Source organism: Williamsia muralis (assembly GCF_051487485.1).
In the GTDB taxonomy this organism is placed as follows: Bacteria; Actinomycetota; Actinomycetes; order Mycobacteriales; family Mycobacteriaceae; genus Williamsia; species Williamsia muralis_B.
This window is the reverse complement of sequence record NZ_JAHVCV010000006.1, coordinates 244,494-268,907: the sequence shown is the minus strand read 5'-3', so window position 1 is coordinate 268,907 and position 24,414 is coordinate 244,494. Positions and strand designations below refer to the sequence as shown.

The following is a 24,414-nucleotide window of genomic DNA, read 5'->3' as shown; positions in this document are numbered from 1 at the left end:
AGGCTTGGCACCGACCGACAGGAGGCGATGGAGTGAGCACAACTCCGGGCAGTGGGGACGCCGACGGCGAGGACGATGCCGCCACCGGTTCACACGCCGAGCACGGCGACGACCACGGGCCTGATGACCGACGGCGCGAGCTGCCCGGGGACGGTCCGGACGACGACGCCTCTGACGACGCCCGCGACGACGACTCCCCCGAAGACGATTTCAGGGACGACGACCTCGATGACGACTCCGGGGACGACGATCTCGACGACCGGCCCGCCGGCGACCACGGGCAGCGCCTGCGCCCCACATCCACGGCCGGCCCGCTCTCCCCGTTGACGAGCCGGGTCGGGCGTTTCCGTCAGTCGGCAGCCGAACTGCGCCAGTCGCTCGCCGGTGAGGCCAGTGCTCGGGCCGCGTCGTCGAAGCTGCGCGAACGGGGACTCGACGAGAGCGATCCGTCGACCTTCCTGGAATCCGACGAGCCCGGAACGCCGACCGACGTCCCGCCGGACCTCACCGCCGCGGCATTCTTCGACGTCGACAACACACTCGTCCAAGGCGCGTCGATCGTTCATTTCGCCCGCGGTCTCGCCGCGCGTGACTACTTCAGCTACCGCGACGTGATGGAATTCGTCTGGGCGCAAGCGAAATTCCGGATGACCGGCCGGGAGAACTCCGAGGACGTCGCGCAGGGGCGGGAAAAGGCGCTGTCGTTCATCGCCGGCCGCGAGACCGACGAACTCGTTCGACTCGGCGAGGAGATCTTCGACGAGTTCATCGCCGACAAGATCTGGCCCGGCACCCGCACCCTTGCGCAGATGCACCTCGATGCCGGACAGCAGGTGTGGCTGGTGACCGCGACGCCGGTGGAGCTGGCCCAGACCATCGCCGACCGACTCGGATTGACCGGGGCACTGGGCACGGTGGCCGAGAGCGTCGACGGGGTGTTCACCGGGCGGCTGGTCGGCGACATCCTGCACGGGCTCGGCAAGGCGCATGCCGTGCGCACGCTCGCGATCCGCGAGGGTCTGAACCTCAAGCGCTGCACGGCGTACTCCGATTCGCACAATGACGTCCCCATGCTGTCGCTGGTCGGCACCGCCGTGGCCATCAATCCCGATGCCGACCTGCGTGAGGTCGCCCGGGTGCGTGGCTGGGAGATCCGCGACTATCGCACGGCCCGCAAGGCCGCGAAGATCGGCGTACCGACGGCCGTGCTGCTCGGTGCCGCCGGCGGTGGCGCTGCCGCCGCAGTCCGTCACCTGCGCCGCTGACTCCCCGATTTCCCGATGATGTGCCCTTATGGCGGAGCCCACCTGGCGTTCTGTTCGCCATAACAGCACATCATCGGGGGTGGGGGCGGGCGTCAACCGAAGTAGATGCTCGATCGACGGCTGAGCATGCGGAAGAGTGTCTGCTGGATGTCTTCGCGCACGTTGTCGGTGAGGTCGAACACGACCATGGGGTCGTCGGCTGCCTGATCGTCAAAGTGGCCGGTCTCGATCGGGGTACCGAAGTGGATCTGCCACTTGGACGGCAACGGCACCAGACCGAGCGGTCCGAGCAACGGGAACGTCGGCGTGATCGGAATGTAGGGCAGACCGAGCAGGCGGGCGATCGGCTTCAGGTCGTTGAGCATCGGATAGATCTCTTCGGAACCGACGATCGACACCGGGATGATCGGGACCTTGGCACGCAACGCCGTGGTGACAAAGCCGCCCCGACCGAAGCGCTGCAACTTGTAGCGATCCTTGTAGAGCTTGCCGATGCCCTTGAAGCCCTCCGGCCACACTGCAGTCAGCTCGCCGCCCCGCAGCAGCTTCTGCGCGTCGGCGGTGCAGGCGAGGGTGGACCCCGTGCGGCGCGCTATGTCACCGATGACCGGGGTGTCGAAGGCGAGGTCCGCGGCGAGCACACGCAGGTGCCGATTCCTCGGGTGGTAGTCGTGCACGGCAACCGACGTCATCAAGGCATCGATGGGGATGGTGCCGGCGTGATTGGCCACCAGCAGTCCCCCACCGTCGAGCGGCAGGTTCTCGATACCGCTCACGTCGACCCGGAACCACTTGTCGAACAAGACCCGCAAGGCGGGGAGCCACACCGACTCGGTGAAGTGGGCATCGAAGCCGAAGTCGTCCACCTCGTAGTCACCGGTCACGCGCTGACGGACGTACCCGGCGGCACCGGTGATCGTGTCGGCGATCGTCTGCCGGACACCGTCGAGATTCAGGAAATTCGACGACATCTCGGCGGCCTGCTCGAACCGTCCGGCCTCAAGCTGTGCGCGCACATCCTCGCTGATCGGGGTGACCGGCGCCTGCACGAACTCGTCGGTGTTCGGATGTCCGCGGTGATTCGGGTGTTGTTGTGGCGCAGCAGGTTTGGCCGGATGCCCGTTGGTCTGGGACGGATGTCGGCGGCGCGGCTGTCCACCGGGACCCGGCGAACTGGAGTACAGCTGGATCACCTTGGCCGTTCGCGCGTCGGACGTACGATTCCGGTTCTGCACGATCACCCACCTCCCTCAAGCATGATGCCCGCCGCCCCTACGTGGTCGTGTCGAACATTTGTCAATTGTCCCCGCCGTGGTCGCCCCCGCGCCAGGCATCGGATGAACTTACCTTCTCCAGTCGCCAGGCTCACGTCAGCTGCTTCGCGGCCTGGGCTATCCACTGCTCCAAGCGCCGCCAGGCCGCCGGTGAGATCACCGGCTCCAACGGTTTTCGGGACAAGAAGTCGTCGAACGTCTCCAAGCTGGTGTACTTCGGCTCGAAGCCGAGTTCGGTGCGCATCCGGGTGGTGTCGAGCACTCGGCCGAACGTCAGGTAGTCGGCCTGATCGCCATGGAAGGGGGCAACGCGCATGCCGCGGTACACCCCGGCGACCGTTCCCAGCATCCGGCCCGGAACCGGCAGGGCAACGCGGCCCGCCCGTCGCACCGCCTGGCTGAGGGTCACCACGCCGTCGGCGGCAATGTTGAACGTGCCGGCGCGACCGGCAAGAGTCGCGTGCTCGAGCGCCGACAGGGCGTCTTCTTCATGGAGGAATTGCAGTCGCGGTTCGTGCCCGATCACAACCGGGATGACCGTGGCCGAGAAGTACTTGCTCATGCGGGTGGAGATCTGCGGTCCGAGCATCGCCGACAACCGCAGGATGGTGACGGACATGTCGGGACGCCGGCGGCCGAGGCCACGGGCATAGCCCTCGACGTCGAGCAGGTCACGGGCATATCCATGTGTCGGCTCACGCCGGGCATGGGTGTCCTCGGAAAAATGCGCAGGGTCGGCCGAACTGGCGCCGTAGATCATGCCGGACGAGCGGACGACAAAACGCTTGACCGTCGGGCTGCGCTGACAGGCGGCGCACAGCTGCATCGTGCCGATGACGTTGAACTCTTTGATGGCAGGCGAATGACCGACGGTGTCCATCACCGAGGTCGCGGCATGCACCACGGTGTCCACACCGGCCTTGTCGATCACCTTCGCGATCGCCGAACGCCGGATGTCCACCCGGACGAACTCGGCGCGACCAAAACGTCGCAACATGTCTTTGGAAGGGGCCCGCGAGTCGACGGCGATCACCCGGTCGATCTCGGGGTTCTGCGCTAGACGAGTGGTCAGATATCCACCGAGAAAAGTCGATGCGCCGGTCACCAACACAACGCGCGGCGTTGTATCCGCCACATCCCCACCCTCGACCATGTGCCCAGCGTACGGAACTTTGCCCGTCTTCATCCAGTCAGTGGCTCAGTAATTTTCCGACGCGCACATCAGGCGAGAAAGCCCTTATCAGGGCAAAACAAAACCCGCCGAAATATCGGCGGGTTCTGAACGAAAAAGAAAACTCACTTACCGAGTTTTCTGCGCTGCACCCGGGTGCGACGCAGCAACTTGCGGTGCTTCTTCTTCGACATGCGCTTGCGGCGCTTCTTGATCACTGAACCCATGTGGGAACTTCCTCACGATCTGACCGATGGTCCTTCAAGGTTTTGCCGTCCAACGAGGCTGGCTCACATAACGTCGTACGCCAGAACACAGGCGAACGGGTCGACTACCGACCTTACCGCGCCACCGTACTCGTCACGAAATCCACCGCGGCGGTCTTCGATCCAATGTCCGACGCGGACCGGGCCACCGTGGTGGCCCGGCCCGTCGGGAATGCCTCGTGAGGCCTAACCGGCGTCGAAATACGACGTTTCGAGGTAATCGTGGACTGCCTTGGCGTGCACTCGGAAGGAACGACCCACGCGTACTGCGGGCAACTCTCCGTTGTGCACCAGGCGGTACACGGTCATCTTCGAGACGCGCATCAGTGATGCGACCTCCGCGACGGTCAGGAACTGAGTTCCACCACCGGCGTTGTCACCTGACTTGCTTGCAGATGCCATGAAATTTTCATACCTCCGGGGCACGCGTCGCGGCCGCTCGGCTTCCCCTCCGGCGGACTCCAGACACGCACGTGCTCCCCGAAGCTTAGCGTGGCGGGTGGGGTTAATGCGACGTGAGTAGGTAACTGGGTCGATTTTGTCGCATGAGATCGCCCCCGGGCAGTGCCCGACGACGATTCAAGACGTCTCGATGTTGGCCAGCACGGCGCGGCCCGTCGCCTCGCTCTTGGCCGCATTCGCCCGCATCGCCTCGGACACCGCGTGCCGCATGCCGTAGCGCTCGAGTTCACGCAGGGCCTCGGCGGTGGTTCCTGCCGGTGACGTCACGGCCGCGCGCAGATCCACCGGCGAGACCCCCGAGTCGGTCAGCAACACCCCGGCACCGCGCACGGTCTGCGCGGCGAGTTCGGTGGCCATCGACCGCGTCAGCCCCATCGACACCCCGGCGTCGATCATCGCCTCGGCGAGCAGGAAGACGTAGGCAGGCCCCGATCCGGACAACGCGGTGATGGCATCCATCTGCCGCTCCGGGACCACCACCACCTTGCCGACGGTCTCGAGCAGTGTCACCACGGTGGCCACGTGCTCGTCGGTGGCATACCGACCCGCCGCGATCCCGCACATGGCCTCGCCGACCAGCATCGGGGTGTTGGGCATCACCCGCACCACCGGCGCGCCGGCAGGCAGAGCGTTCTCGTACTTCAGCATCGGCAGACCACCGACGAGAGTGACGGTGAGCCGCTCGACCTCACCGAGATCTTCGACGTCGGCGATGATCGACAAGACGGCGTCGACATCGCCCGGCTTGACCGCCAGGACAACGATGTTGGCGCCTTCGACCGCATCGGGGATGTCGGTGACACGCACCCCGTAATCCTCGGTGATCTCTTTGCCCCGGCGCGCCGACTTCTCGGCCACCACCAGATCCTTGGTCGGCTTGCCGGTCTTGATCAAGCCGGCCAGCAGCGCCTCACCGATCTTGCCGCCGCCGATGATTGCGATTCGCTGAGTCATGCTGCTCACTTTCTCACGCTGATGTTGGTGGGTTCTGGTGACCCCCACCTGCAGTTTCTTGCGCCGGAACCCACCAAAATCGGGTCAGCCCGCGGCCGGGATCATCGCGAGTTGCCGCGATTGCACAACAACCTGGCCTGTGGAGTCGAGGACCACGTGGTCCTCTTCGAACCAGCCGTGCCCGACCTCGGTGCTCGAGGCCTGGATACGCAGCCATCCGGGCGCGGGCCGACGTCGCAGATACGTCGTCAACTGCATGGTGGGTGCCCAGCCGAACAGATTCAGGTTCATCACCACCGGCGCACTCAGGTCGCCGCAGAGGATCGCGAACAGGGCATCGGGGTCGGATTCCTTCGGCCGCGCCCACATCCGGAACACCGGATCGGCCTTCTCCCCGCGGGTGAACGCGAGCGATCGCTCCTCGATGGCGATGTCGAGCACTGCGGACAGGTGCATGACCTCGCCGACCGGGCTCTTCTCGACCCAGATGACGCCCTCGGTGGGTGAGGCCGGAACCGCGGCGAGCGGGGTGGGGGCCGAGTAGTGGGTGTCGACGTCGGGCGTTCCGACCGTCACGGTGGAATGGACGAGATTGCGGCCGTTCTGATGGATCTCGACGTCGACCAGCGAGACGCGGCGACCGCGCTTGCGTACCCAGACGTGCAACGTGATCTCGGCCGGATCGGGCGCGCCGAGGTAATTGGTGGAGATGGCCATCGCGGCGAGATCGTCGGACGCGGGCTTGTCGGCCGGCGCCGTCGCCCGGAAACCGGCGAGGGCCGCATTGGCGCTGAGCATCTGCAGTGTGCCGCCGTGCACCTTGGGCCCGATGGTGAAGACGGGGTCGATCTGGGCCGAGTACTCGACTCGGTCACCGCTGGGAGCGGTGATCTCTTGGAGAATGTTCAGGCGGGCAAGGCTGGGCTCGGACACAGTGCTCAGTACTCCTTCAACGGTTCTACATTCATCCCGGCCACGGCCATCGGAAGATTCGGTGGCGGCCCGGATGGGTCGGCTACGGCCGCTCGAGGTGCGTTCTCGCGAAATCCAGTGAGCGGGACAAGATCTCACGACGCTCGGCCTTGGTGTTCACCGAACTCGTGGTGACCTCCAGAATGGCCGAACCGGAGAAGTCCCCGGCGGCCAGACTTTTACACACTTGCACACAGGGTTGCGAGCCGTCGCCGGGGACCAGGTGTTCGTCCACGGCCGCCCCCGAACCATCTGTCAGGTGCAGGTGACGTAGGCCACCGCCCATCCGATTGAGCATCTCGATCGCATCCGCGCCCGCGGTCGCCGCGTGGGAAAGGTCGAGTGTGTAGTGCGCGAAGCCGTCGTCGGTGGGGTCGATCGATGTCGCGAAAGCAGAGACCGCAGCGCCCGGTCCCCCACCGCGCCTTCGCATCCGCCCGGCGGCCTCCTCGTACTTGCCGAAGAACCTGTCGGTGCGGACGGGGAACATGTTCTCCACCGCGATGTCGATCCCCGAGTCATCCTCGAGCGCGTCGATCAGATCGCGAAATCCACCCGCGTACTTTCGCTGCCACCGAAACGGTGGATGCACCACGACGGTCTCGGCGCCGAGGTCCTCGGCCGCGGCCACCGACCGGGCCAGCTTGGCGGCCGGGTCGCGGCCCCAGACCCGTTGCGAGATCAGCAGACACGGTGCATGCACCGACAGCACCGGCAGGTGGTAGCGGTCGGACAGAAACGCGACCCTGTCGATGTCCTGGCTGACCGGTTCGGCCCACACCATCAGCTCGATGCCGTCGTACCCCAGATCGTTCGCGTACTGGAAAGCGGCTTCGGTGTTCTGCGGATACACGGACGCGGTCGACAGACCGATCGCGATGTCTTCTCTCATCGACTCTTTCGGAGAACCCTGCGCGGACACGGCGATCTCCTCGGGCACTCTCAGTCTCCGGCGACGAGCAAGAGAACCAACGGGCCGATGGTCACAAGGAGACCGACCCCCAACGCCAAGAGTGTACTGATCAGGTCCTGGCTGCGACGGACCACATGGACCAGGGTGACCATGCCGAAGATGACCGCGACCGCCAGGACGAGCGCGAAATACACGTTCCAGCGCCACAGTTCGGTGAAGCCCCAGAAGAGGGCGACGCCGACTGCCAATCCGGCGAGGACCTGACCGATCAGGATCAGCCACTGGACGGTCGGCGAGTGTCGTGAATCACCGTCGGCGGTCTGAGCGCTGCCGTCGTCGCGGGTTGCTTGTGCGTCCGTCGCGCCGGCCTGTGTGTCGGCAGAGGATCCGGTGAGCCGTGCCTTGACGGCCTCGGTCTCTTCGGCACTCGGGTGCACCTGCGGATGGATCAGCGGTCCGTGTTCTTCCGTGGCCCCGACCTCACGCAGGCCCGACGGCATGCCGGATGCCACCGGGTCGGTGCCCGTGAGGTCGACCTCCCGCGGATCAGGTTGCCGCACATCGCGTTTGGTCAGATCTGGACTCGACCCCTGTGTCTGCTCGTCGTCATCGACATCAAACCGGAGATAACGACCCGCAGCTGCGCCCGACGTCGCCGAGGCGGCCTGCGAGCTTGCGGCCTCCGTGGCAGGTTGCGGGGCGGCCTGTTCCGGCTCGGCCTGCTTCGATCCGTCTGCGGTGGGCATCGATCGAGTGGACGCGTCTGGCTGGGCCGGCGGGTGGCCGGAGTCATCGACGGCGGGGATGAGCTGGGTGACCTGATGGTCGGTGTTGCCACCGGCGGGGTCGTCGGACCGCTCGGGCGCCGACGGCGCAGGTGCCGATTCGTCCACCTTGCGCCCGAAGCCGAACAGACCACGTTTGCGTTTGGCCGGCTTGGGGGCGGCAGAGGAGTCGACGTCCTCGAAGTTGCGGTACCGCTGGAAGTCGGCCTCGCGCTCGGCGGCGGTACGGAAGTCGTGCTGACCGTTTTCCCTGTTGTGGTCGGGGTCGTTCTCGTCGACCTGCGAATAGGCCTGAACCGATGCGATGACGCCGGTGGTCTCCTCGTCGGAGTGCCCGCCTGACTGCTGGGCCTCTCCCGACCCGGTCTGCGAGTCCTCGCGCTCGCCACGGTCGGCCGCCGGCATGGCTGCGGTCTCGTCGCCGCTTTTCGCCGACTCGGTGTCCGGCCCCTCCGATGATTCATCGGCCCGCTGCTCATCCGCAGGCGTCTCGACATCACGGGGGCGCGACAGAACAGGACGGTCAGGCTCCCCCGGCGTCGGCGTGACGGCATCGTCGGTGTCCTGCGCGCGCTTGGACACGTCTGCCGAGTTGAAGTCCCGGGTGGGCGGCGGGGCAGAATCGGTCACCCGAGGGATCTCGCCCGTGAGTTCGGCAACCGACACCGCGCCCTTGCCTCCACGGTGGCGACGGCCGGTCGGCGGGTTGGCTGCAGGTTGAGACCCGGTTGCCGCGTTCTCCGCGTCCTGCTCCTTGGCCCGCGCCAACAACTCGGCAACCGAGATGGGGCGTGAATCGGGATCGGATCCTCTAGCCATGAGTTAGTTCACCATCCTTAGCGTCCACCAGCCGGCAACTCGGTATCGCTGGACTCGAGGTCCAGTCTGCGCAGAATGACACCTTCGCGCAGGGCCCACGGGCATATCTCCAAAGTATCGATCGACAGTGCTCGCATGCTCGCCTCGGCCACCAGTGCGCCTGCCACGAGCTGTCCCGCGCGGTTCACACTCACTCCCTCCAGCTCGGCCCGGTCCGCAGTGGTCATCCTGGAGATGAAGGCGATCAACTGCCGCAGACCATTGCTGGTCAGTGTCCTCTTCACCCGGGGTCCAGCGCTGGAAGGCGCCGCGCCGGTGAGTCGCGCCAGCGAGCGGAACGTCTTGGAACTGCCGACGGCGAGGTCGGGGGTGCCCGCTGCGAGGAGTTCTTTGGCCGCCGGTGCCAGTTCGGCGTCGAGCCAGTCACGCAGCACCGCGACCTTGCGGCGGCCGGGCGGATCGTCCGACAACCACTCGCGGGTCAACCGGCCTGCGCCCAGGGGCAACGACAACGCGACGTCGGGTTCCTCGTCGACGCCGTTGGACAACTCGAGTGATCCACCGCCGATGTCGAGGGCGACGATGCGGCCCGAGCCCCAGCCGTACCAGCGGCGCACCGCCAGCGACGTCAGTCGTGCTTCGTCGACGCCGGAGAGCACAACCACGCGCACACCGGTCTCGTCGGCGACCCGGTTGAGTACGTCATCGCAGTTGGTGGCATCACGGACGGCAGATGTGGCGAACGCCATCACCTGTTTGCAGCCCGAGGTGTAGGCGATCTTGGTGAACTCGTCGACGGCCTCCACCAGGCTGTCCGCACCTGGATCGGACAGCCGCCCATCGGTGTCGATCTGCTCGGCGAGCCGCAAAGTGGACTTGGTCGAGCTCATCGGGGTCGGGTGACCGCCACGGTGAGCATCGACCACCAACAGGTGGACAGTGTTGCTGCCGACATCGAGGACTCCTAAACGCACGGCTTACAACCTAGTGCGTCTACCGTTGATACTTGTGCAGCCAGCCTCCAAAATGGTGCCCACCCCCGAGGTCCCGTTGGACTTTCCGAGGGAATGGTACGAATTCGCAGACCCAGCCGACCCCGAACGCATCATCAACGCCGACCTCACCTGGTTGTTGTCGCATTGGACATGCGTATTCGGCACCCCGGCATGCCAGGGCATCATCGAGGGCCGCGAGAGCGATGGGTGCTGCAGCCACGGCGCCTATCTGTCCGACAAGGGCGACCGCAAGAACCTCGCCAAGGCCGCCGCCATGCTGACACCCGACGACTGGCAGTTCTACGAAAAGGGTTCGGGCAAAGACCCCTTGGGCAAGCGGGGATACCTCGAAGAGGATGAGCTGGACGACGAGCCCGCCATCAAGACGCGCAAGTACAAGGGCGCCTGCATATTCCTGAACCGGCCGGGGTTCGCCGGTGGGCAGGGTTGCGCCCTGCACTCGATGGCACTGCGCAAGGGCATCGAGCCACTCGAGGTCAAGCCGGAGGTCTGCTGGCAGCTGCCGGTGCGCCGCGAGGAACAGTGGGTGGAACGCCCCGACGGCGAACAGGTGCTCAAGACCACCATCACCGAGTTCGACCGCAGGGGCTGGGGTTCAGGTGGCGCCGACCTGAAGTGGTACTGCTCGGGGTCGCCGGACGCACACGTCGGCGAAAAGCAGGTGTGGCAATCGTATGGACCCGAGCTGATCGCCCTGATCGGCAAACCGGCCTACGACGAACTGGCCACCGTCTGCCGTCGTCGCAGCGCACTGGGCCTCGTCGCGGTGCACCCGGCCACGGCAAAGGCCACCCAACGTCAAGAAGGCGACCGCAAGTACGCCCAGCATCCCGAGGCCGAAGACATCGCCGACCCCGGTCTGCCGGACGTCACCTGAGAACTCAGGGTTCGAACTTGTAGCCCAGACCGCGCACCGTCACAAGGTGTTTCGGGTTGCCGGGGTCGGATTCGATCTTCGACCGCAACCGCTTGACGTGGACGTCGAGGGTCTTGGTGTCGCCCACGTAGTCGGCACCCCAGACCCTGTCGATGAGCTGTCCGCGGGTGAGCACCCGCCCGGCGTTGCGGAGCAGGTACTCGAGCAGGTCGAACTCCTTGAGCGGCAACGTCACCGACTGGCCGCTGGCCGAGACCGTGTGGCGTTCGACGTCCATCGAGACCGGGCCGGCCTCGATGAGTCCGCCGTCGAGGTCGTCGGTCTCGGCCGAATCGCCGCCGCGGCGCAGGACAGCCCTGATCCGCGCGATCAGCTCACGGGCCGAATAGGGTTTGGTCACATAGTCATCGGCGCCCAACTCGAGACCGACAACCTTGTCGATCTCGCTGTCGCGGGCAGTAACCATGATCACCGGCACCGACGACTTGGCGCGGATCGCCTTGCACACCTCGGTACCCGAGGCACCCGGCAGCATGAGGTCCAGGAGGACGATGTCGGGACCGACGCGTTCGAAGACGGGCAACGCGGAGTTGCCGTCGGTGACGATGGTGGCCTCGAATCCCTCCTTACGAAGCAGGAACGCAAGCGGGTCGGCCAAGGACTCCTCGTCCTCGACGATCAGCACATGTGTCAACGGCTCAGTTCTCTCTCTTCGGTGACCACGGTCTGCGTGGTCGGTTCTGCGCTTGTGGCAGTGGACAACTCGGGGGCTCGCGACGTGGTGCGTGTCGCCAGCGGGATGGTGAGGGTGAAGGTTGATCCGGTGCCGGGTTTGCTCCACAGGTCGATGGATCCGCCGTGGTTCACCGCAACGTGTTTGACGATGGCCAGCCCCAGGCCTGTTCCCCCGGTGGCCCGCGACCTCGCCTTGTCGACCCGGAAGAAGCGTTCGAACACCCGCTGCTGATGTTGCGGGGCGATCCCGATGCCGCGGTCGGTGACGGCGATGGCCACCATCTGACGGTTGTCGATGGTCACCACACGCCTGCTCACCGACACCGCGGTACCGCTGGGCGAGTACGCGATTGCGTTGGCCACGAGGTTGTTCAGGGCGGTGAGCAACAGGGTGTGGTCGCCGTCGACGTGCAGATCGGAATCCTCGTCGGTGGTGAGTTTGATCCCGGCGGCCTCGGCGTTGATCTGGGCGCGGTCGATGACCTCGTCGATGAGCACGTCCACCTCCACGTCCTCGAGGTCGGGCAGTTTCTCGGCGCCCTGCAACCGCGACAGCGCGATCAACTCGGAGACCATGTTGCCCATGCGCAGCGCCTCGACGCGGACCCGCTCACCGAAATGCTCCACCGAGTACGGGTCGTCGGCCGATTCCATCAGCGCTTCGGCCAGCAGACCGATGGCGGCGACGGGCGTCTTGAGTTCGTGCGAGACGTTGGCCACGAAGTCGCGGCGTGTCTGCTCGACCCGCATGTGTTCGGAGTCGTCCTGGCCGTAGATGACGGTGTAGCGCTCATCTCCGTCCGAGATCCGTTCGGTGACACACGAGACCGACTGGATCTTGCGGCCCGGCCCCCGGCCGGTGGACACGAAGGCACCGATGCCTTGCGGCGGCACGAAGGTGAACCTGCTGGTGTCCCCGCTCTCGAGTGTGTAGCGGGCGTAGTCCCACACGTCATCGTCGAGGAGATGGTCGCGGACCATGCCGAGGGCGTTGGCGCGATCGTTGAAGAACACGACGTCGCGGACGTCGTCGACCACCGCAACACCGGTCTCACCACCGTCGATGATCAGGTCGAGCAGGGTGGCCCGGGTCATCCGGGGAACCCGAGCGGAGGACGGGTGCAGGAGTGGTGCGACATCGGACTCGACCGGTGTTGCCGATCGGGTGAGGTCGGAGAATGCGGAGGCGGCGCGCCTGCGGCCCAGATACCATCCGGCCGCCACGCCGATAAGAAGTGCCAGCACGCCCACTGCCGCGATGAAAATTGCGGTCACAAGCAAATCTTACGGGCAGGGCAACAGGACACCACAGCAGAATGCTGGGCAGTGATGGTCGGTAACAAGTCAGCGCGCAAGTGTTCGGACGTTGTTCATCCGATGGTCGCCGAAAGAGCCCCGCACGCGCGATCCGCAGGGATCGGGCTCATCGAACCCGAGGTGGATCAGCGGGTGACCTCGGTGGCCATCGGCGCATATTGCGGATGTTGTTCGATGAAGTAGCCGACGTACGAACACAGCGGTACGACTTTCTTCCCGGAGCGCTCGATATCGTCGAGGACGTATTTCACCAGGTGTCCGGCATAACCTTTGCCGCTGAATTGATCGAGCACGACGGTGTGGGTCAGCACCACCTGCTCGGGCTCGCTGACGTAGTCGAGATATCCGACGTATTGCTCGCCGTCGAAGATCTCATACCGCTCCTGGGCCTGAGAATGTGTCACGCGGATATTTGCCATGCAATGCTCCCCCGCCTCAGCTGGATTCGCCGGTCAGATGCGCAAGCGCCATCATGAGACCAGGGTAGACCTGATCACGGCGTACGAGAGCGGGATGCGTCAATCACTTGATTGCGAATTCTCGATCGAAAAGAAAGAGCGATTGCTCGCTATTTACTACCCTGCGCCGCCACCGCCGCAGCGCCTTCAGCGGCAGCCTCTGGGTCCAAATATGCGCCGCCTTTGACGACCGGCTGGAGATTGTCGTCGAGGTCATAGCGCAGCGGATTACCCGTCGGAATGTTCAGCCCCGCGATGTCGTCGTCCGAAATCCCGTCGAGGTGCTTCACCAGGGCTCGCAGCGAATTGCCGTGCGCAGCCACCAGCACCGTCTTGCCCGCCTTGAGGTCGGCGACAATGGTCTCGTTGTAGTACGGGATCAAACGGTCGACAACATCCTTGAGGCATTCGGTCTGCGGAACTGCCGGCAGATCCGCATACCGGGGATCTGCGTCCTGGCTGTACTCGCTGCCCTTCTCCAGGACCGGCGGCGGGGTGTCGTAGCTACGGCGCCACAACATGAACTGGTCGTTGCCGAACTTCTCTTTGGTCTCGGCCTTGTTTAGACCCTGCAGAGCGCCGTAGTGCCGCTCGTTCAGTCGCCAGTCGCGCACCACCGGGATCCAGTGGCGGTCGGCCCTGTCCAGGGCGATCTGAGCGGTCGAGATCGCGCGGCGGAGCAGCGAGGTGTACAGGACGTCGGGGAGCAGATCGTGCTCGACGAGCAGCTCGCCTGCGCGTACCGCTTCGGCCTCGCCCTTCTCGGTGAGGGCAACGTCGACCCAACCGGTGAACTGGTTGGACGCATTCCACACGCTTTCACCGTGACGCATCAAGATCAGGGTTCCGTTGCTCATAAGGCAGTAGTTTTCCACAGGCCCACCGCCACGGCATTCGACACCTATCGGTCGATCGAGGCCACACAACAACGACACACCGCGCGGATCGACCCCCTACACTGACGCCATGCTCTCAGGCGCGTGGAATTTCCGTGACGTATCCGGCCTCAAGACCAGCGAAGGACGTTGTGTCGCTTCGGGTTTGCTGTTCCGCAGTTCGGAACTGAGCAACCTCGACGACACCGGCGGGCAAGATCTCATCAACCTCGGCGTCACCGATGTGTTCGACCTGCGCGACTACGCGGAGATCGAGAAGAGCGGGTCGGACCGCGTTCCGGACTCGATCGAGGTGCACATCGTCCCGTTCGATCTGCGGCCGGACGGCAAGGCACCCCACGAGATGTCGGGCGACGACTACATCGCCAACCGCACCCGCTACATGTACGACGTCTACGCACAGATGCCCGCGCTCCCCGGCGCCATGAGCACGGTGGACCAGGTGATCAAGTTGCTCGGCGACCCCGATCGGCGGGTACTGGTGCATTGCGCAGCCGGCAAGGACCGCACCGGCTGGGTGGTTGCTGCCGTGCTCACCGCGCTCGCGGTGGATCCCGACGAGATCATGGCCGACTACCTGGAGAGCAACGGCGACATCGACGCCCTTCGCGCGCACCTGCAGCGCATCTACGGCCCACCGGAGGGCGGCGAACCGATCGAGATCTCCGATGACCTCCTCGGGGTGAAGGCCGACTACCTGCAGAGTGCCCGCGAGGCCGCCTTGGAGAAGTTCGGCACGTTCGACGACTATCTGGCGGCCTGCCGGGTGACCGCGGGTGACCTGGATCGCTTGCGCGACCGAATGCTGACGTAGTCACAAAGGGGTCGGATTTCGGCCTCGAGTGCAGGTCAGCACTCGTGTCCGATTTGTTTGGCGAACTCATTTGCATGCATGATGCAAGTAATGAAACGTGAGTCGAACACCAATCCCAACCCGAACCTGCTGATCGCGGTGTTGTGCTTCGGGGGGTTGCTGGCATCGTTCATGCAGACGCTGGTGGTGCCCATCGTCGGCAAGCTGCCCGGCTATCTGAACACCAGCTCCGACAACGCCTCATGGGTCATCACCGCCACCTTGCTGACGGCCGCGATCGCGATGCCGATCTCGGGCCGCCTCGCCGACATGTTCGGTAAGCGCGTGGTGATCCTGTCGTGTATCGCCGCCATGGTTCTCGGATCGGTCATCTGTGCGCTCACCTCGATGGTCCTCCCGATGATCATCGGACGTGGCATCCAGGGACTGGCGATGGGCCTCATCCCGTGCGGCATCAGCCTGTTGCGAGACAAGCTCGAACCGGCCCGTGTACCCGGTGCGATCGCAACGATGTCGGCGACCCTTGGCGTGGGTGGCGCCATCGGACTGCCGGTCGCCGCCTACATCACGCAGACCTTCGACTGGCACGTCCTGTTCTGGACCTCGGGCGCACTGGCCACGTTCACCTTCTTCCTGGTGCTGATCCTGGTCAGCGAGTCGCCGGTCCGCTCCCCCGGCTCCTTCGACGTAGTCGGGGCCATCGGGATCACCGCCGCCCTCGTCGCCCTGCTACTCGCCGTGTCGAAGGGCAACACCTGGGGATGGACCAGCGCGTTGACGCTGGGGCTGGCCGGAGCCGGCCTGGTGGTCCTGGTCCTCTGGGGCTGGTTCGAGCTGCGCATCAAGACGCCCCTGGTGGACCTGCGCACGTCGGCGCAGCCGATCATCGTGCTGACAAACGCGGCGTCGGTGCTGATCGGATTCGCCCTCATGGCCATGAGCCTTGCGGCACCGCAGCTGCTGCAGATCCCGCACATCCCAGGCGTCGTGGAGTACGGGATGGGACAGACCATCCTCGCGACCGGCCTGCTGCTGGCCCCGGGTGGGCTGATGATGATGTTCCTTTCGCCGGTCTCGGCCCGGCTCAACATCCACATCGGTCCGAGATTCACGCTGCTGATCGGTTCGGTGATCATCGCCCTGGGCTACCTGTTCTCGATCTTCCTGATGGCCGAGCCATGGCAGATCTGCGTGGCCATGGTGATCGCCAGCGCAGGCGTCGGAATCGGCTACTCGGCCATGCCTGCGTTGATCATGTCGGCCGCACCACTGCACCAGATGGCCGCCGCCAACAGTCTCAACTCGCTGATGCGATCCATCGGCACGGCGATCGCGTCGGCGCTGATGGCCACCATCCTCGCCAGCTCCGTCATCGACCTCAGCCCGACCACCTCTGTACCCGCCGAGTCCAGCTTCCAGCTGGTGTTCATCGTCGGCGGCCTCGCTGCTCTCGCTGCCGCGCTGCTGGCGCTTGTCATTCCCAGCAAGCACGTCCGACATGCCGGCGCAGGCGCGATGGAGGCGAATCGTTCGAGCGAAAAGGTCTCCACCACAACCGATTGACGCCTGACTTTCACCGGATACACAAAAGACGCTCCACCGGCCGGTGGAGCGTCTTTCGTGTTGGTCATGCCTGTTCGGCGACGCCGGGAACTGACGGACTCAGGCGGGCTTGCGCAGATCCTTACGCAGGATCTTGCCTGCCGCGCTCTTCGGGATGGCGTCGATGAACTCCACCTCGCGAACCTTCTTGTGCGGCGCGACCTGCGAGGCGACGAACTCGATCACCTGCTCACCGGTGAGGTCGGAGCCTTCACGCTTGACCACAAACGCCTTGGGAATCTCCTCGCCGGTATCCGCTTCGATGACACCGATCACCGCGACGTCGGTGACATCGTCGTGGGTGAGCAGCAACGCCTCGAGTTCTGCGGGCGGCACCTGGTAACCCTTGTACTTGATGAGCTCTTTGAGCCGATCGACGATGTAGACGCAACCGTTCGCATCGACCCGCGCCATGTCACCGGTGTGCAGGAACCCATCGTCGTCGATGGTCTCCTTGGTGGCCTTGTCGTTGTTCAGGTAGCCCGCCATCACGTTCGGGCCCGCCACCCACAGCTCCCCCGGCTCGCTGAGTCCTTCGGCCGGGATGTCGATCTCGTCGCCGGTGGCCGGATCGACGATCTTGTTGACCGTGTTCGGGATCGGCCAACCGCACGACGACAGCGGCGCCTCCGGGCCGTCGCCGGGCTTGCTGGGCATTGCGTGACTGACCGGACTCAGCTCGCTCATGCCGTAACCCTGGATGACCCGGGTGTTGAGGCGCTTGGCGACTGCATTGCCCAGCACCTCGTCCAATGGCGCGGCACCGGACATGATGGTGTTGACCGACGACAGGTCGTAGTCGTCGATCAGCGGGTGCTTGGCCAGCGCAACCGCCACGGGCGGCGCGATGAACACGTAGCTGCACTTGTAGTTCTGGATGGATTCGAGGAACTGCACCAGATCGAAACGCGGCATCACCACAAGCCTCGCGCGGTTGTACAGCGCAAGGTTGAGCAGCACCGTCATCCCATAGATGTGGAAGAACGGCAGCACCGCGAGGACCGAGTCGTCATGGGACATGTTCAGCAGCGGCTGGCTCTGCGCCACATTGGCGACCAGGTTGCGATGGGTCAACATCACGCCCTTGGGGTTGCCGGTGGTGCCCGAGCTGTACGGCAGGACCGCCAGATGGGTGGCCGGGTCGAAGCTGACGTCCGGCGCAGCAAGGCCGGCGCCCAGCAGATCGAGTGCGTTCGGGTGAGGGCTCTCGGCCTCACCGGGCCCGTTCAGCAAGATCACCGCGCTCTCGGGCAGACCGACCTGCGCTGCCGCCGCCTTGGCCTGGTCACCGAGCTGGGTGATCGTGATGAGCATCTTGGCGCCCGAGTCGGTGAGCTGCTTGGCGATCTCGGGCGCGGTGAACAGCGCGTTGACGGTGGTCGCAGTGGCGCCCGCCCGCAGGATGCCGTGGAACACGAACGCGAACGCAGAGGTGTTCGGCGACAGCAGTGCAACCTTGTCGCCCACCTCGACGCCGCGCGCCGCCAGGGCTCCGGCGAAGGCGTTGATCCGGCCGATCAGCTCGCGGTAGGTGGTGCCCTCGGTGGCGCCGGCGTCGATCAGCGCGGTCCGGTCCAGGTCCTCCTCGCTGATCGACCCGAACAACGTCTCGTAGATCGAATCCTCGGAGATCTCCACAGGGGGAAAGGGACTCTTGAAACTCATGATTCTTCGGCCTCCGGCGTTGTTGTTGACGATCAGTCAACAACAGTAGCAATGCCGGTTGTCAGGGTCTGCCGAATCGGACAGTTAGTCGTCCAGACCGACGTCCGACGACGGGGTGGCCGCGTCGAATGCCTGCGGCCTACCGTTGTCACCCTCTTCGCGACCCTTCTCCACGCCCCCGGTCTGTGCACCACCGGCAGAGGGCGTCCCATCGCCCCCGGAAAGGTGTGCACCGCCTTCACCGCGAGCACGCTCACCGTGCGACCGAGGCGCACCGCCGTTGCCGTTGTGCGACGGCACCGATCGACCAGGTGCCCCGTCTGACCCGTCACCGTCGATGAGGTGCTCGAACGCCTTGAGGTTGTTCAGCGACTCACCGCGCGAGACGCGCCATGCCCATTCGCGCCGGATCGAGGTGATGAACCCGATCTCCAGGAGCACGTTGAAGTCGCCGTCGGCCGCTTCGAGGACCTGCCCGAGCAGCCGGTCCAGCTCTGCGTCGGTGATCGACTCCGCCGAATGCCTGCCCACCAGGTAGATGTCGCCCGAGTTGTCGAGCGTGTAGGCGACGCCGTAGAGCCGTCGGTTGCGCTTGAGCATCCAGCGGTAGACGCCCTCGTGGTTCTCGTCGGGTTTGCGGCAGACAAACGCCTCGATCCGCAATCCGTGTGGGGCCACGGTCAGCAGCACCGTGGTCTTGAGCTTCTTCTCACCCGGTAGATCCACCACGAAGTAGTCGGCGTCCTTGCCGCCGGAATCCTTACGGCTGAAGGTCATCTCGCGCTGAGTGAGGAATTGGTCGATCTTCGAACCGAGCTCTGAGGTGATCTGTGATGTCATGTTCGTGCCCCATTTCTTCGTCCGGCGAACCGGCGTGCCATCCGGGCCAGAGGTCGGGCTTCGGGTTCGGCCACGACTCCGTGCGGAGTGCTTTCTTCTGAGAGGTCGCTCTGCGGCTGGGTTGTACCCGGATCGGGCGCATTCGATACCTGTGCGCGATTTCGTCGGAAGCTGTCGATGGCCCTGCCGTAACTGGCCAACAGCTGATCCGCGGTGTGATCCCACGAGAAGTTCTGAGCGTGCCGGTGCGCGGCCTCTCCCATTGCCGCGAGGGCGGTTTCGTCTCCCAGCAAGCGGTCGAGTTCCCCGGTCCAGCGGTCGATACCGTGCCCGTCCACCAGGACTCCGCTCACCCCGTTGTCGACAGCCACCCCCAGTCCGCCCACGTCCGCGGCGAGCACGGGGATCCCGGCCGCCTGCGCTTCGATGGCAACCAATCCGAAGCTCTCCGAATAACTGGGCACCGCAACCACATTCGAAGCCCGATACACCTTGGCCAGCGACTCGGGCGACTGCGGCGGGATGAACGTGACGGACGACTCGATGCCGAGGTCACGGCTGAGCTCGATCAGCGACGTGGGGCGTTCCAACCCGGAGCCGGACGGCCCACCGGCCACAAGTACCCGTAGTTTTCGTCCGTTCGAGAGTCCGCGACGGATCAGCGGCGCAGCGGCTCGGAGCAATACGTCCGGAGCCTTGAGTGGCTGGATCCGGCCGACGAACGTCACCACCACCTCGTCCGGGTCCAGGCCGAGGTCGAGCCTGGCGTCGATCCGAGGCCCCGGCGTGTAACACTCGAGATCAGCGCCGGGGGTGACCACGTCAATTCGCGACGGGTCCGCGTGGTGAATCGAGATCAGTTGCTGCGCTTCGGTTTCGGTGTTGACGATCAGACGGTCCGCCTCATCGACGACCTGCTGCTCACCCACCTGCCGCATCGGCGGTTCCGGGGTGTCGCCCTCGGCGAGCGAGGCGTTCTTGACCGCGGCAAGAGTGTGCGCGGTGTGCACGAGAGGCACTGCCCACCGGTCGCGGGCCAGCCAGCCGACCTGCCCGGACAGCCAGTAGTGCGAGTGGACGAGGTCGTAGTAGCCCACCGGCCGTCCCGCCTCGGCCCGCAGGACACCCGCCGTGAACGCACACAACTGCGTGGGCAGGTCCCGCTTGTCCAGCCCTTCGAACGGACCGGCCACCACGTTCCGCACGGTCACCCCAGGGGCCGCCTCGACCACGGGTTCATCTGCCGATGATGTTGCGCGCGTGAAGATCTCGACCTCCACACCACGTTGCGCCAGACGTTTGGCGGTCTGCCACACGTAGACGTTCAACCCGCCGGCATCTCCGACCCCGGGCTGGGCCAGCGGGGAGGTGTGCACGGAGATCAGCGCCACCCGCCGGGGAACCGCGGGACCGCCGGCCGGACTCACGACCGGACTCCCCTGCCCTGCTCGGAGCTCCGGATGGTTTCGGCCACGAAGCCCCCCACCTGGCGCGCGAAGGTGTCGGGATCGTCGACGAACGGTGCGTGACCGCCGCCTTCCCAGAACTCCGCGGTGGCTGCCGGGATGAGCGACGTGGCGTGCTCGGCGCACGAGATGTCGGCCACCGCGTCGGCGGTGCCGTGGATGACCAGTGCGGGTACATCGAGAGCCGCGAGAACATCGTCGTGGTCGGCGCCGCGGCCGAACAGCGCGCTGCGCACCGCGGGCGCCGTGGCCAGCGATGTGCCGAGGAATCGCTGGATGGTGGAACCGTCGCCGAGCGGTGTCACGGCGGCGACGAAGTCGGACAGCGCCGCCACCGCCACCTTCGGATCGTCGGACAACGCATCGGGCAGTGCGGCGCGCATCGCAGGGCCGATCCGGCCACCGGGTTTGCCCCGCCCCATCGAGGTGGTCGCTCCCACCAGGACAACACCTGCGACTGTGTCCGAGGCCCGCCCCAGGGTCGCGAGGTGGTCGCACACGACCAGCCCGCCGTACGACCAGCCGAGCAGGAACACCGGCTGCCCCGGCCCGACCTCGGCGGCGAGCACCGCAGCGACATCACCTGCGAAGTGCGCCGGTCCGAAGCTCTCGACGGTTGTCGCACCCGGGGGCACGCCGGACTCGCCGTGCCCGCGCAGATCCATCGCGATGACCCGATGCCCGCGCCCGAGGAGGTCGAGTAGGTGATCGCCCCAACACGTGGAGGACTGTGCCCAACCGTGGATGAGCAGCAGTGCCGGGCTGTCGGCGTCGGCGGCGCGCCCGGCGACCCGATAGCTGATTCGCGTGCCGTCGGGTGCCTCGACCTGGCCCATGGTGGTGCCCATGAGTCCACACTAATGGTGTGGCTCAGGGGGCACGGACCAGCGACCGTGGTCGCGGAATGAATCGGACCGCGGTCCGGTTACACTGGCTGTACGAATCACCTCCATCTAAGGAGCACGTCATGCCCGCCGTCACAGCCGATACCTTGACCCTGCCCCGCATCGCAGGCCCCGTCGCCGCGGACACCGAGCGGCCCGTCAGGTCGGTGACCACCGGCCCGCGTGGGTACGAGGGTGAGGGTTTCCCTGTTGTCCGGGCCTTTGCCGGCGTCTCCAAGACCGACCTCGACCCCTTTGTCCACATGGACCAGATGGGCGAGGTCGAATACGAGCCCGGCGAACCGCGTGGGACCAGTTGGCACCCGCACCGCGGATTCGAAACCGTGACCTACATGATCGACGGCCGGTTCGCCCACCAGGATTCTCATGGCGGTGGCGGCCTGATCGAAGACGGCGCCACCCAATGGATGACGGCCGGGTCAGGCATCTTGCACATCGAGACACCGCCGGCGGAGCTGGTCGAGAGTGGTGGACTGTTCCACGGGGTCCAGCTGTGGGTGAACCTGCCCAAGAAGGCGAAGTTCGCCACCCCGGCCTACCAGTCCATCGAAGGCAACCAGGCCACTCTGTTGAGTTCGCCCGACGGAGGTTCGCTGGTGCGGATCATCGCAGGCGGCATCGACGGCCACACCGGCCCGGGGTCGACCCACACACCGATCACGTTGGCTCACGCCACCATCGAGCCCGGCGCGGCCCTGAACCTGCCGTGGAACCGCGACTTCAACGCCCTCGTCTACGTCCTGTCCGGGCGCGGCACCGTGGGACCCGTGGGCAATCCCATCCAGCAGGGTCAGCTCGCAGTCCTCGGACCCGGCGATCGGATCTCCATCTCGGCTGCGCAGCAACAGGACTCGAACCGTCCCGCGCTCGAGGTGCTGCTGCTCGGCGGACGCCCGATCCGTGAGCCGGTGTTCCAGTACGGGCCGTTCGTGATGAACTCCCGCGCCGAACTCATCGAGGCGATGGACGACTTCAACGCCGGCAAGTTCGGTCACATCCCGCCGGGTGCGCTCATGCCGCACACCTCGGGAGCCTGACACCACACCACAAAGGGTTGACACATTGGTTCATGTGTCTCATTGTTGAGACATGCGGGCCAATATGTCATATCCAGCCGAGTTCACTCTGCGCTCTGGGCAGACGTGGCGTGAACCCTGGGCGATGTACACGGCGCTGCGTGACCACGACCCGGTCCATCGCGTCCGTACCGACCGCCCCGACCGCGACTTCTGGGTGCTCACCCGACACGCGGACGTCACCCGCGCCGCCGACGACTGGCGCACTTTCACCTCCACCGCAGGCCTCACCGTCACCTATGGCGAACTCGAGAGCCTCGGCCTCGCCGACAATCCGCCCATGGTGATGCAGGACCCGCCTGCACACACCGACTTTCGCAAGCTGGTGTCCCGCGGGTTCACCCCGAAGCAGGTCACCGACGTCGAGCCCGCGGTGCGGCGTTTCGTCACCGACCGGCTCGATGTTCTCCTCGATGCCGGAGAAGGCGACGTGGTCGCGGACCTGTTCAAACCCCTGCCGTCGATGGTTGTCGCGCACTACCTGGGTGTGCCGGAGTCGGACCGGCGCGCGTTCGACGGCTGGACCGAGGCGATCGTCGGCGCCGACAGCTCAGATCTGGCACGAGCGGGCGAGGCCGCGTCGGCGGCGGTCGTGGAGCTGATGGGGTATTTCAGCACGCTGATCGCCTATCGGCGAGAACATCCCGGCGACGACACCGTGTCGCATCTGGTGAGGGCGGGAGTCGGCGAGGACGGCAACACTGAGGGGTTGCTGTCGATCCTCGCCTTCGCCTTCACCATGGTCACCGGGGGTAACGACACCACCACCGGGGTGTTGGGCGGTGCCACCGCGCTACTCGGCGAACACCACCGACAACGTCGCGAACTGGCAGACGATCCCGGGCTCATCGTCGGGGCGATCGAAGAGTTCCTCCGCCTCACCTCACCGGTCCAGGGCCTGGCCCGGACCACCACCGTCGACACCGAGTTCGACACGGATGCCGGGCCTGTGACCATTCCGGCGGGCCGCAAGGTCTTGCTCTGTTACGGCGCGGCCAATCGCGATCCGCGGGTCTACGGCGACGACGCGGATCAACTCGACATCCATCGGCGCCCCCGCCAGATACTCACGTTCAGTCGGGGCGGTCACCACTGCCTCGGGGCGGCGGCTGCGCGGATGCAGGTCCGGGTGACTCTGGAAGAGCTGTTGAGGCGCTGCCCCGACTTCGAGGTCGACGCCGACTCGATCACCTACGCCAAGGGCAACTACGTACGCCGTCCGACCAGACTGCTCGTGCGGACCAACCGGTGACGGCCGCCTCCTGGCTGGGCGAGAGCCGATCGGCCATCGCTGCCGGCCGCATACTCGACGTCGCGGCCGAGCTGTTCGCCGAGCACGGGGTGGATGCGGTCAACATGAACCAGATCTCCGCCGCCGCCGGATGCTCGCGGGCCACGCTCTACCGCTACTTCCCGTCGCGCGCCGAACTGCAGATGGCCTTCGTCGAACGCGAGGCCCGCGCGCTCTCCCGGCAGCTCGCCGAGCGTGTGACCGACGTCGCCGACCCGGCACGGCGGACCACCGACGCGATCGTCGCCGCGGTCGAGGCAGTGCGCGCCGACCCGGTGTTGCACTCCTGGTTCCGACCCGGTTCGGCAAGCGTGGCGGCCGAACTCGGATCGTCGTCCCAGCTGATCAAGAAGATCGTCACGGGGTTTGTCTCCGACGACCCGACAGGCGGCTCCGCAGGCCCGAGCGCAGATGAAGCGTTGCGCGCACAGTTCATCGTACGAATGATCCTGTCGCTGTTGACAACTCCCGGAACCGACGCCGCCGAGGAGCGCGCGGTCATCGCACGGTTCGTGACGCCGGCCGTGGTGGCGCCGGGCTGATTTCGCTCGGCTGTCGGTAACGGTTATCATTAG

General features: G+C 65.7%; 23 protein-coding genes and 1 pseudogene. 7 read left to right on the top strand and 17 right to left on the bottom strand.

Going from position 1 to position 24,414, the window contains the following annotated elements; genetic code table 11:
* Positions 1–32: 32 nt before the first annotated feature.
* Positions 33–1,265 carry an HAD family hydrolase gene (locus tag KXR83_RS18455; protein ID WP_437426041.1) on the top strand — a complete coding sequence of 411 codons (1,233 nt, stop codon included), beginning with the start codon at positions 33–35 and terminating at the stop codon, positions 1,263–1,265.
* Between the two features lie 92 nt (positions 1,266–1,357).
* Here KXR83_RS18455 and KXR83_RS18450 read toward each other — a convergent pair whose 3' ends face one another.
* The 9 genes from KXR83_RS18450 to KXR83_RS18410 form a co-directional block, all read right to left on the bottom strand.
* Positions 1,358–2,503, bottom strand: coding sequence for a lysophospholipid acyltransferase family protein (locus KXR83_RS18450; RefSeq protein WP_062797641.1), 1,146 nt, complete (start codon positions 2,501–2,503; stop codon positions 1,358–1,360).
* A 127-nt stretch (positions 2,504–2,630) separates the two neighbouring features.
* The gene (locus tag KXR83_RS18445) at positions 2,631–3,692 is read right to left on the bottom strand and encodes an NAD-dependent epimerase/dehydratase family protein (RefSeq protein ID WP_437426040.1); all 1,062 of its coding nucleotides are present in this window, start codon (positions 3,690–3,692) and stop codon (positions 2,631–2,633) included.
* 143 nt (positions 3,693–3,835) lie between these two features.
* Positions 3,836–3,937 (bottom strand): 30S ribosomal protein bS22, encoded by a 102-nt coding sequence (locus tag KXR83_RS18440; protein WP_003402602.1) that lies wholly within the window; start codon positions 3,935–3,937, stop codon positions 3,836–3,838.
* A gap of 225 nt (positions 3,938–4,162) precedes the next feature.
* Complete coding sequence (locus KXR83_RS18435; RefSeq protein ID WP_023961329.1) at positions 4,163–4,378, bottom strand: helix-turn-helix domain-containing protein; 216 nt, start codon at positions 4,376–4,378, stop codon at positions 4,163–4,165.
* A 177-nt stretch (positions 4,379–4,555) separates the two neighbouring features.
* Positions 4,556–5,392, bottom strand: coding sequence for a pyrroline-5-carboxylate reductase (gene proC / locus KXR83_RS18430; protein ID WP_437426039.1), 837 nt, complete (start codon positions 5,390–5,392; stop codon positions 4,556–4,558).
* A gap of 84 nt (positions 5,393–5,476) precedes the next feature.
* On the bottom strand, positions 5,477–6,325 hold the full coding sequence (locus KXR83_RS18425; RefSeq protein ID WP_437426038.1) for a thioesterase family protein: 849 nt from the start codon (positions 6,323–6,325) through the stop codon (positions 5,477–5,479).
* A gap of 82 nt (positions 6,326–6,407) precedes the next feature.
* Positions 6,408–7,256, bottom strand: coding sequence for a sugar phosphate isomerase/epimerase family protein (locus tag KXR83_RS18420; RefSeq protein ID WP_437426122.1), 849 nt, complete (start codon positions 7,254–7,256; stop codon positions 6,408–6,410).
* A 50-nt stretch (positions 7,257–7,306) separates the two neighbouring features.
* Positions 7,307–8,881: a hypothetical protein gene (locus KXR83_RS18415; protein ID WP_437426037.1), complete on the bottom strand. Its 1,575-nt coding sequence runs from the start codon at positions 8,879–8,881 to the stop codon at positions 7,307–7,309.
* Positions 8,882–8,898: 17 nt separating this feature from the next.
* Positions 8,899–9,855 carry a Ppx/GppA phosphatase family protein gene (locus tag KXR83_RS18410; protein ID WP_437426036.1) on the bottom strand — a complete coding sequence of 319 codons (957 nt, stop codon included), beginning with the start codon at positions 9,853–9,855 and terminating at the stop codon, positions 8,899–8,901.
* 52 nt (positions 9,856–9,907) lie between these two features.
* Between KXR83_RS18410 and KXR83_RS18405 the strand changes: the two genes are divergently transcribed.
* Entirely contained in the window at positions 9,908–10,774 is an 867-nt protein-coding gene (locus KXR83_RS18405; RefSeq protein WP_437426121.1) for a hypothetical protein, read from the top strand.
* 4 nt (positions 10,775–10,778) lie between these two features.
* Here the strand turns inward: KXR83_RS18405 and KXR83_RS18400 are convergent, their stop codons facing one another.
* The 4 genes from KXR83_RS18400 to KXR83_RS18385 all read right to left on the bottom strand — a co-directional run bounded on the left by KXR83_RS18400 (position 10,779) and on the right by KXR83_RS18385 (position 14,141).
* Entirely contained in the window at positions 10,779–11,468 is a 690-nt protein-coding gene (locus KXR83_RS18400; RefSeq protein WP_023961315.1) for a response regulator transcription factor, read from the bottom strand.
* On the bottom strand, positions 11,465–12,784 hold the full coding sequence (locus KXR83_RS18395; protein ID WP_437426035.1) for a sensor histidine kinase: 1,320 nt from the start codon (positions 12,782–12,784) through the stop codon (positions 11,465–11,467). The genes KXR83_RS18400 and KXR83_RS18395 overlap by 4 nt, the downstream gene beginning before the upstream one ends.
* Before the next feature lie 167 nt (positions 12,785–12,951).
* Positions 12,952–13,245, bottom strand: coding sequence for a GNAT family N-acetyltransferase (locus KXR83_RS18390; RefSeq protein WP_023961312.1), 294 nt, complete (start codon positions 13,243–13,245; stop codon positions 12,952–12,954).
* A 149-nt stretch (positions 13,246–13,394) separates the two neighbouring features.
* Positions 13,395–14,141, bottom strand: a complete 747-nt coding sequence (locus KXR83_RS18385; RefSeq protein ID WP_437426034.1) for a phosphoglyceromutase — start codon at positions 14,139–14,141, stop codon at positions 13,395–13,397.
* 109 nt (positions 14,142–14,250) lie between these two features.
* Here KXR83_RS18385 and KXR83_RS18380 point away from each other — a divergent pair, with 109 nt between their 5' ends.
* Entirely contained in the window at positions 14,251–14,994 is a 744-nt protein-coding gene (locus tag KXR83_RS18380; RefSeq protein ID WP_437426033.1) for a tyrosine-protein phosphatase, read from the top strand.
* Positions 14,995–15,084: 90 nt separating this feature from the next.
* Positions 15,085–16,557, top strand: coding sequence for an MFS transporter (locus KXR83_RS18375; RefSeq protein WP_437426032.1), 1,473 nt, complete (start codon positions 15,085–15,087; stop codon positions 16,555–16,557).
* Positions 16,558–16,656: 99 nt separating this feature from the next.
* Here KXR83_RS18375 and KXR83_RS18370 read toward each other — a convergent pair whose 3' ends face one another.
* The 4 genes and pseudogenes from KXR83_RS18370 to KXR83_RS18355 form a co-directional block, all read right to left on the bottom strand.
* On the bottom strand, positions 16,657–18,261 hold the full coding sequence (locus KXR83_RS18370) for an AMP-binding protein (RefSeq protein WP_437426031.1): 1,605 nt from the start codon (positions 18,259–18,261) through the stop codon (positions 16,657–16,659).
* A gap of 237 nt (positions 18,262–18,498) precedes the next feature.
* A pseudogene (locus KXR83_RS18365) lies at positions 18,499–19,101 on the bottom strand (YbjN domain-containing protein); the annotation flags it as partial.
* On the bottom strand, positions 19,098–20,528 hold the full coding sequence (gene mshA, locus KXR83_RS18360; RefSeq protein WP_437426030.1) for a D-inositol-3-phosphate glycosyltransferase: 1,431 nt from the start codon (positions 20,526–20,528) through the stop codon (positions 19,098–19,100). The gene mshA and the pseudogene KXR83_RS18365, both read right to left, overlap by 4 nt.
* A complete protein-coding gene (locus tag KXR83_RS18355) occupies positions 20,525–21,415 on the bottom strand; it encodes an alpha/beta fold hydrolase (RefSeq protein ID WP_437426029.1) in 891 nt (296 codons plus the stop codon). Before KXR83_RS18355 ends, mshA begins: the two co-directional genes overlap by 4 nt.
* Positions 21,416–21,534: 119 nt before the next feature.
* Between KXR83_RS18355 and KXR83_RS18350 the strand changes: the two genes are divergently transcribed.
* The 3 genes from KXR83_RS18350 to KXR83_RS18340 are packed head-to-tail and all read left to right on the top strand — an operon-like array spanning position 21,535 to position 24,381.
* Positions 21,535–22,509, top strand: coding sequence for a pirin family protein (locus KXR83_RS18350; RefSeq protein ID WP_400720381.1), 975 nt, complete (start codon positions 21,535–21,537; stop codon positions 22,507–22,509).
* A 52-nt stretch (positions 22,510–22,561) separates the two neighbouring features.
* A complete protein-coding gene (locus KXR83_RS18345) occupies positions 22,562–23,800 on the top strand; it encodes a cytochrome P450 (protein ID WP_437426028.1) in 1,239 nt (412 codons plus the stop codon).
* Entirely contained in the window at positions 23,797–24,381 is a 585-nt protein-coding gene (locus tag KXR83_RS18340; protein WP_437426027.1) for a TetR/AcrR family transcriptional regulator, read from the top strand. Before KXR83_RS18345 ends, KXR83_RS18340 begins: the two co-directional genes overlap by 4 nt.
* The last annotated feature ends 33 nt before the right edge of the window (positions 24,382–24,414 follow it).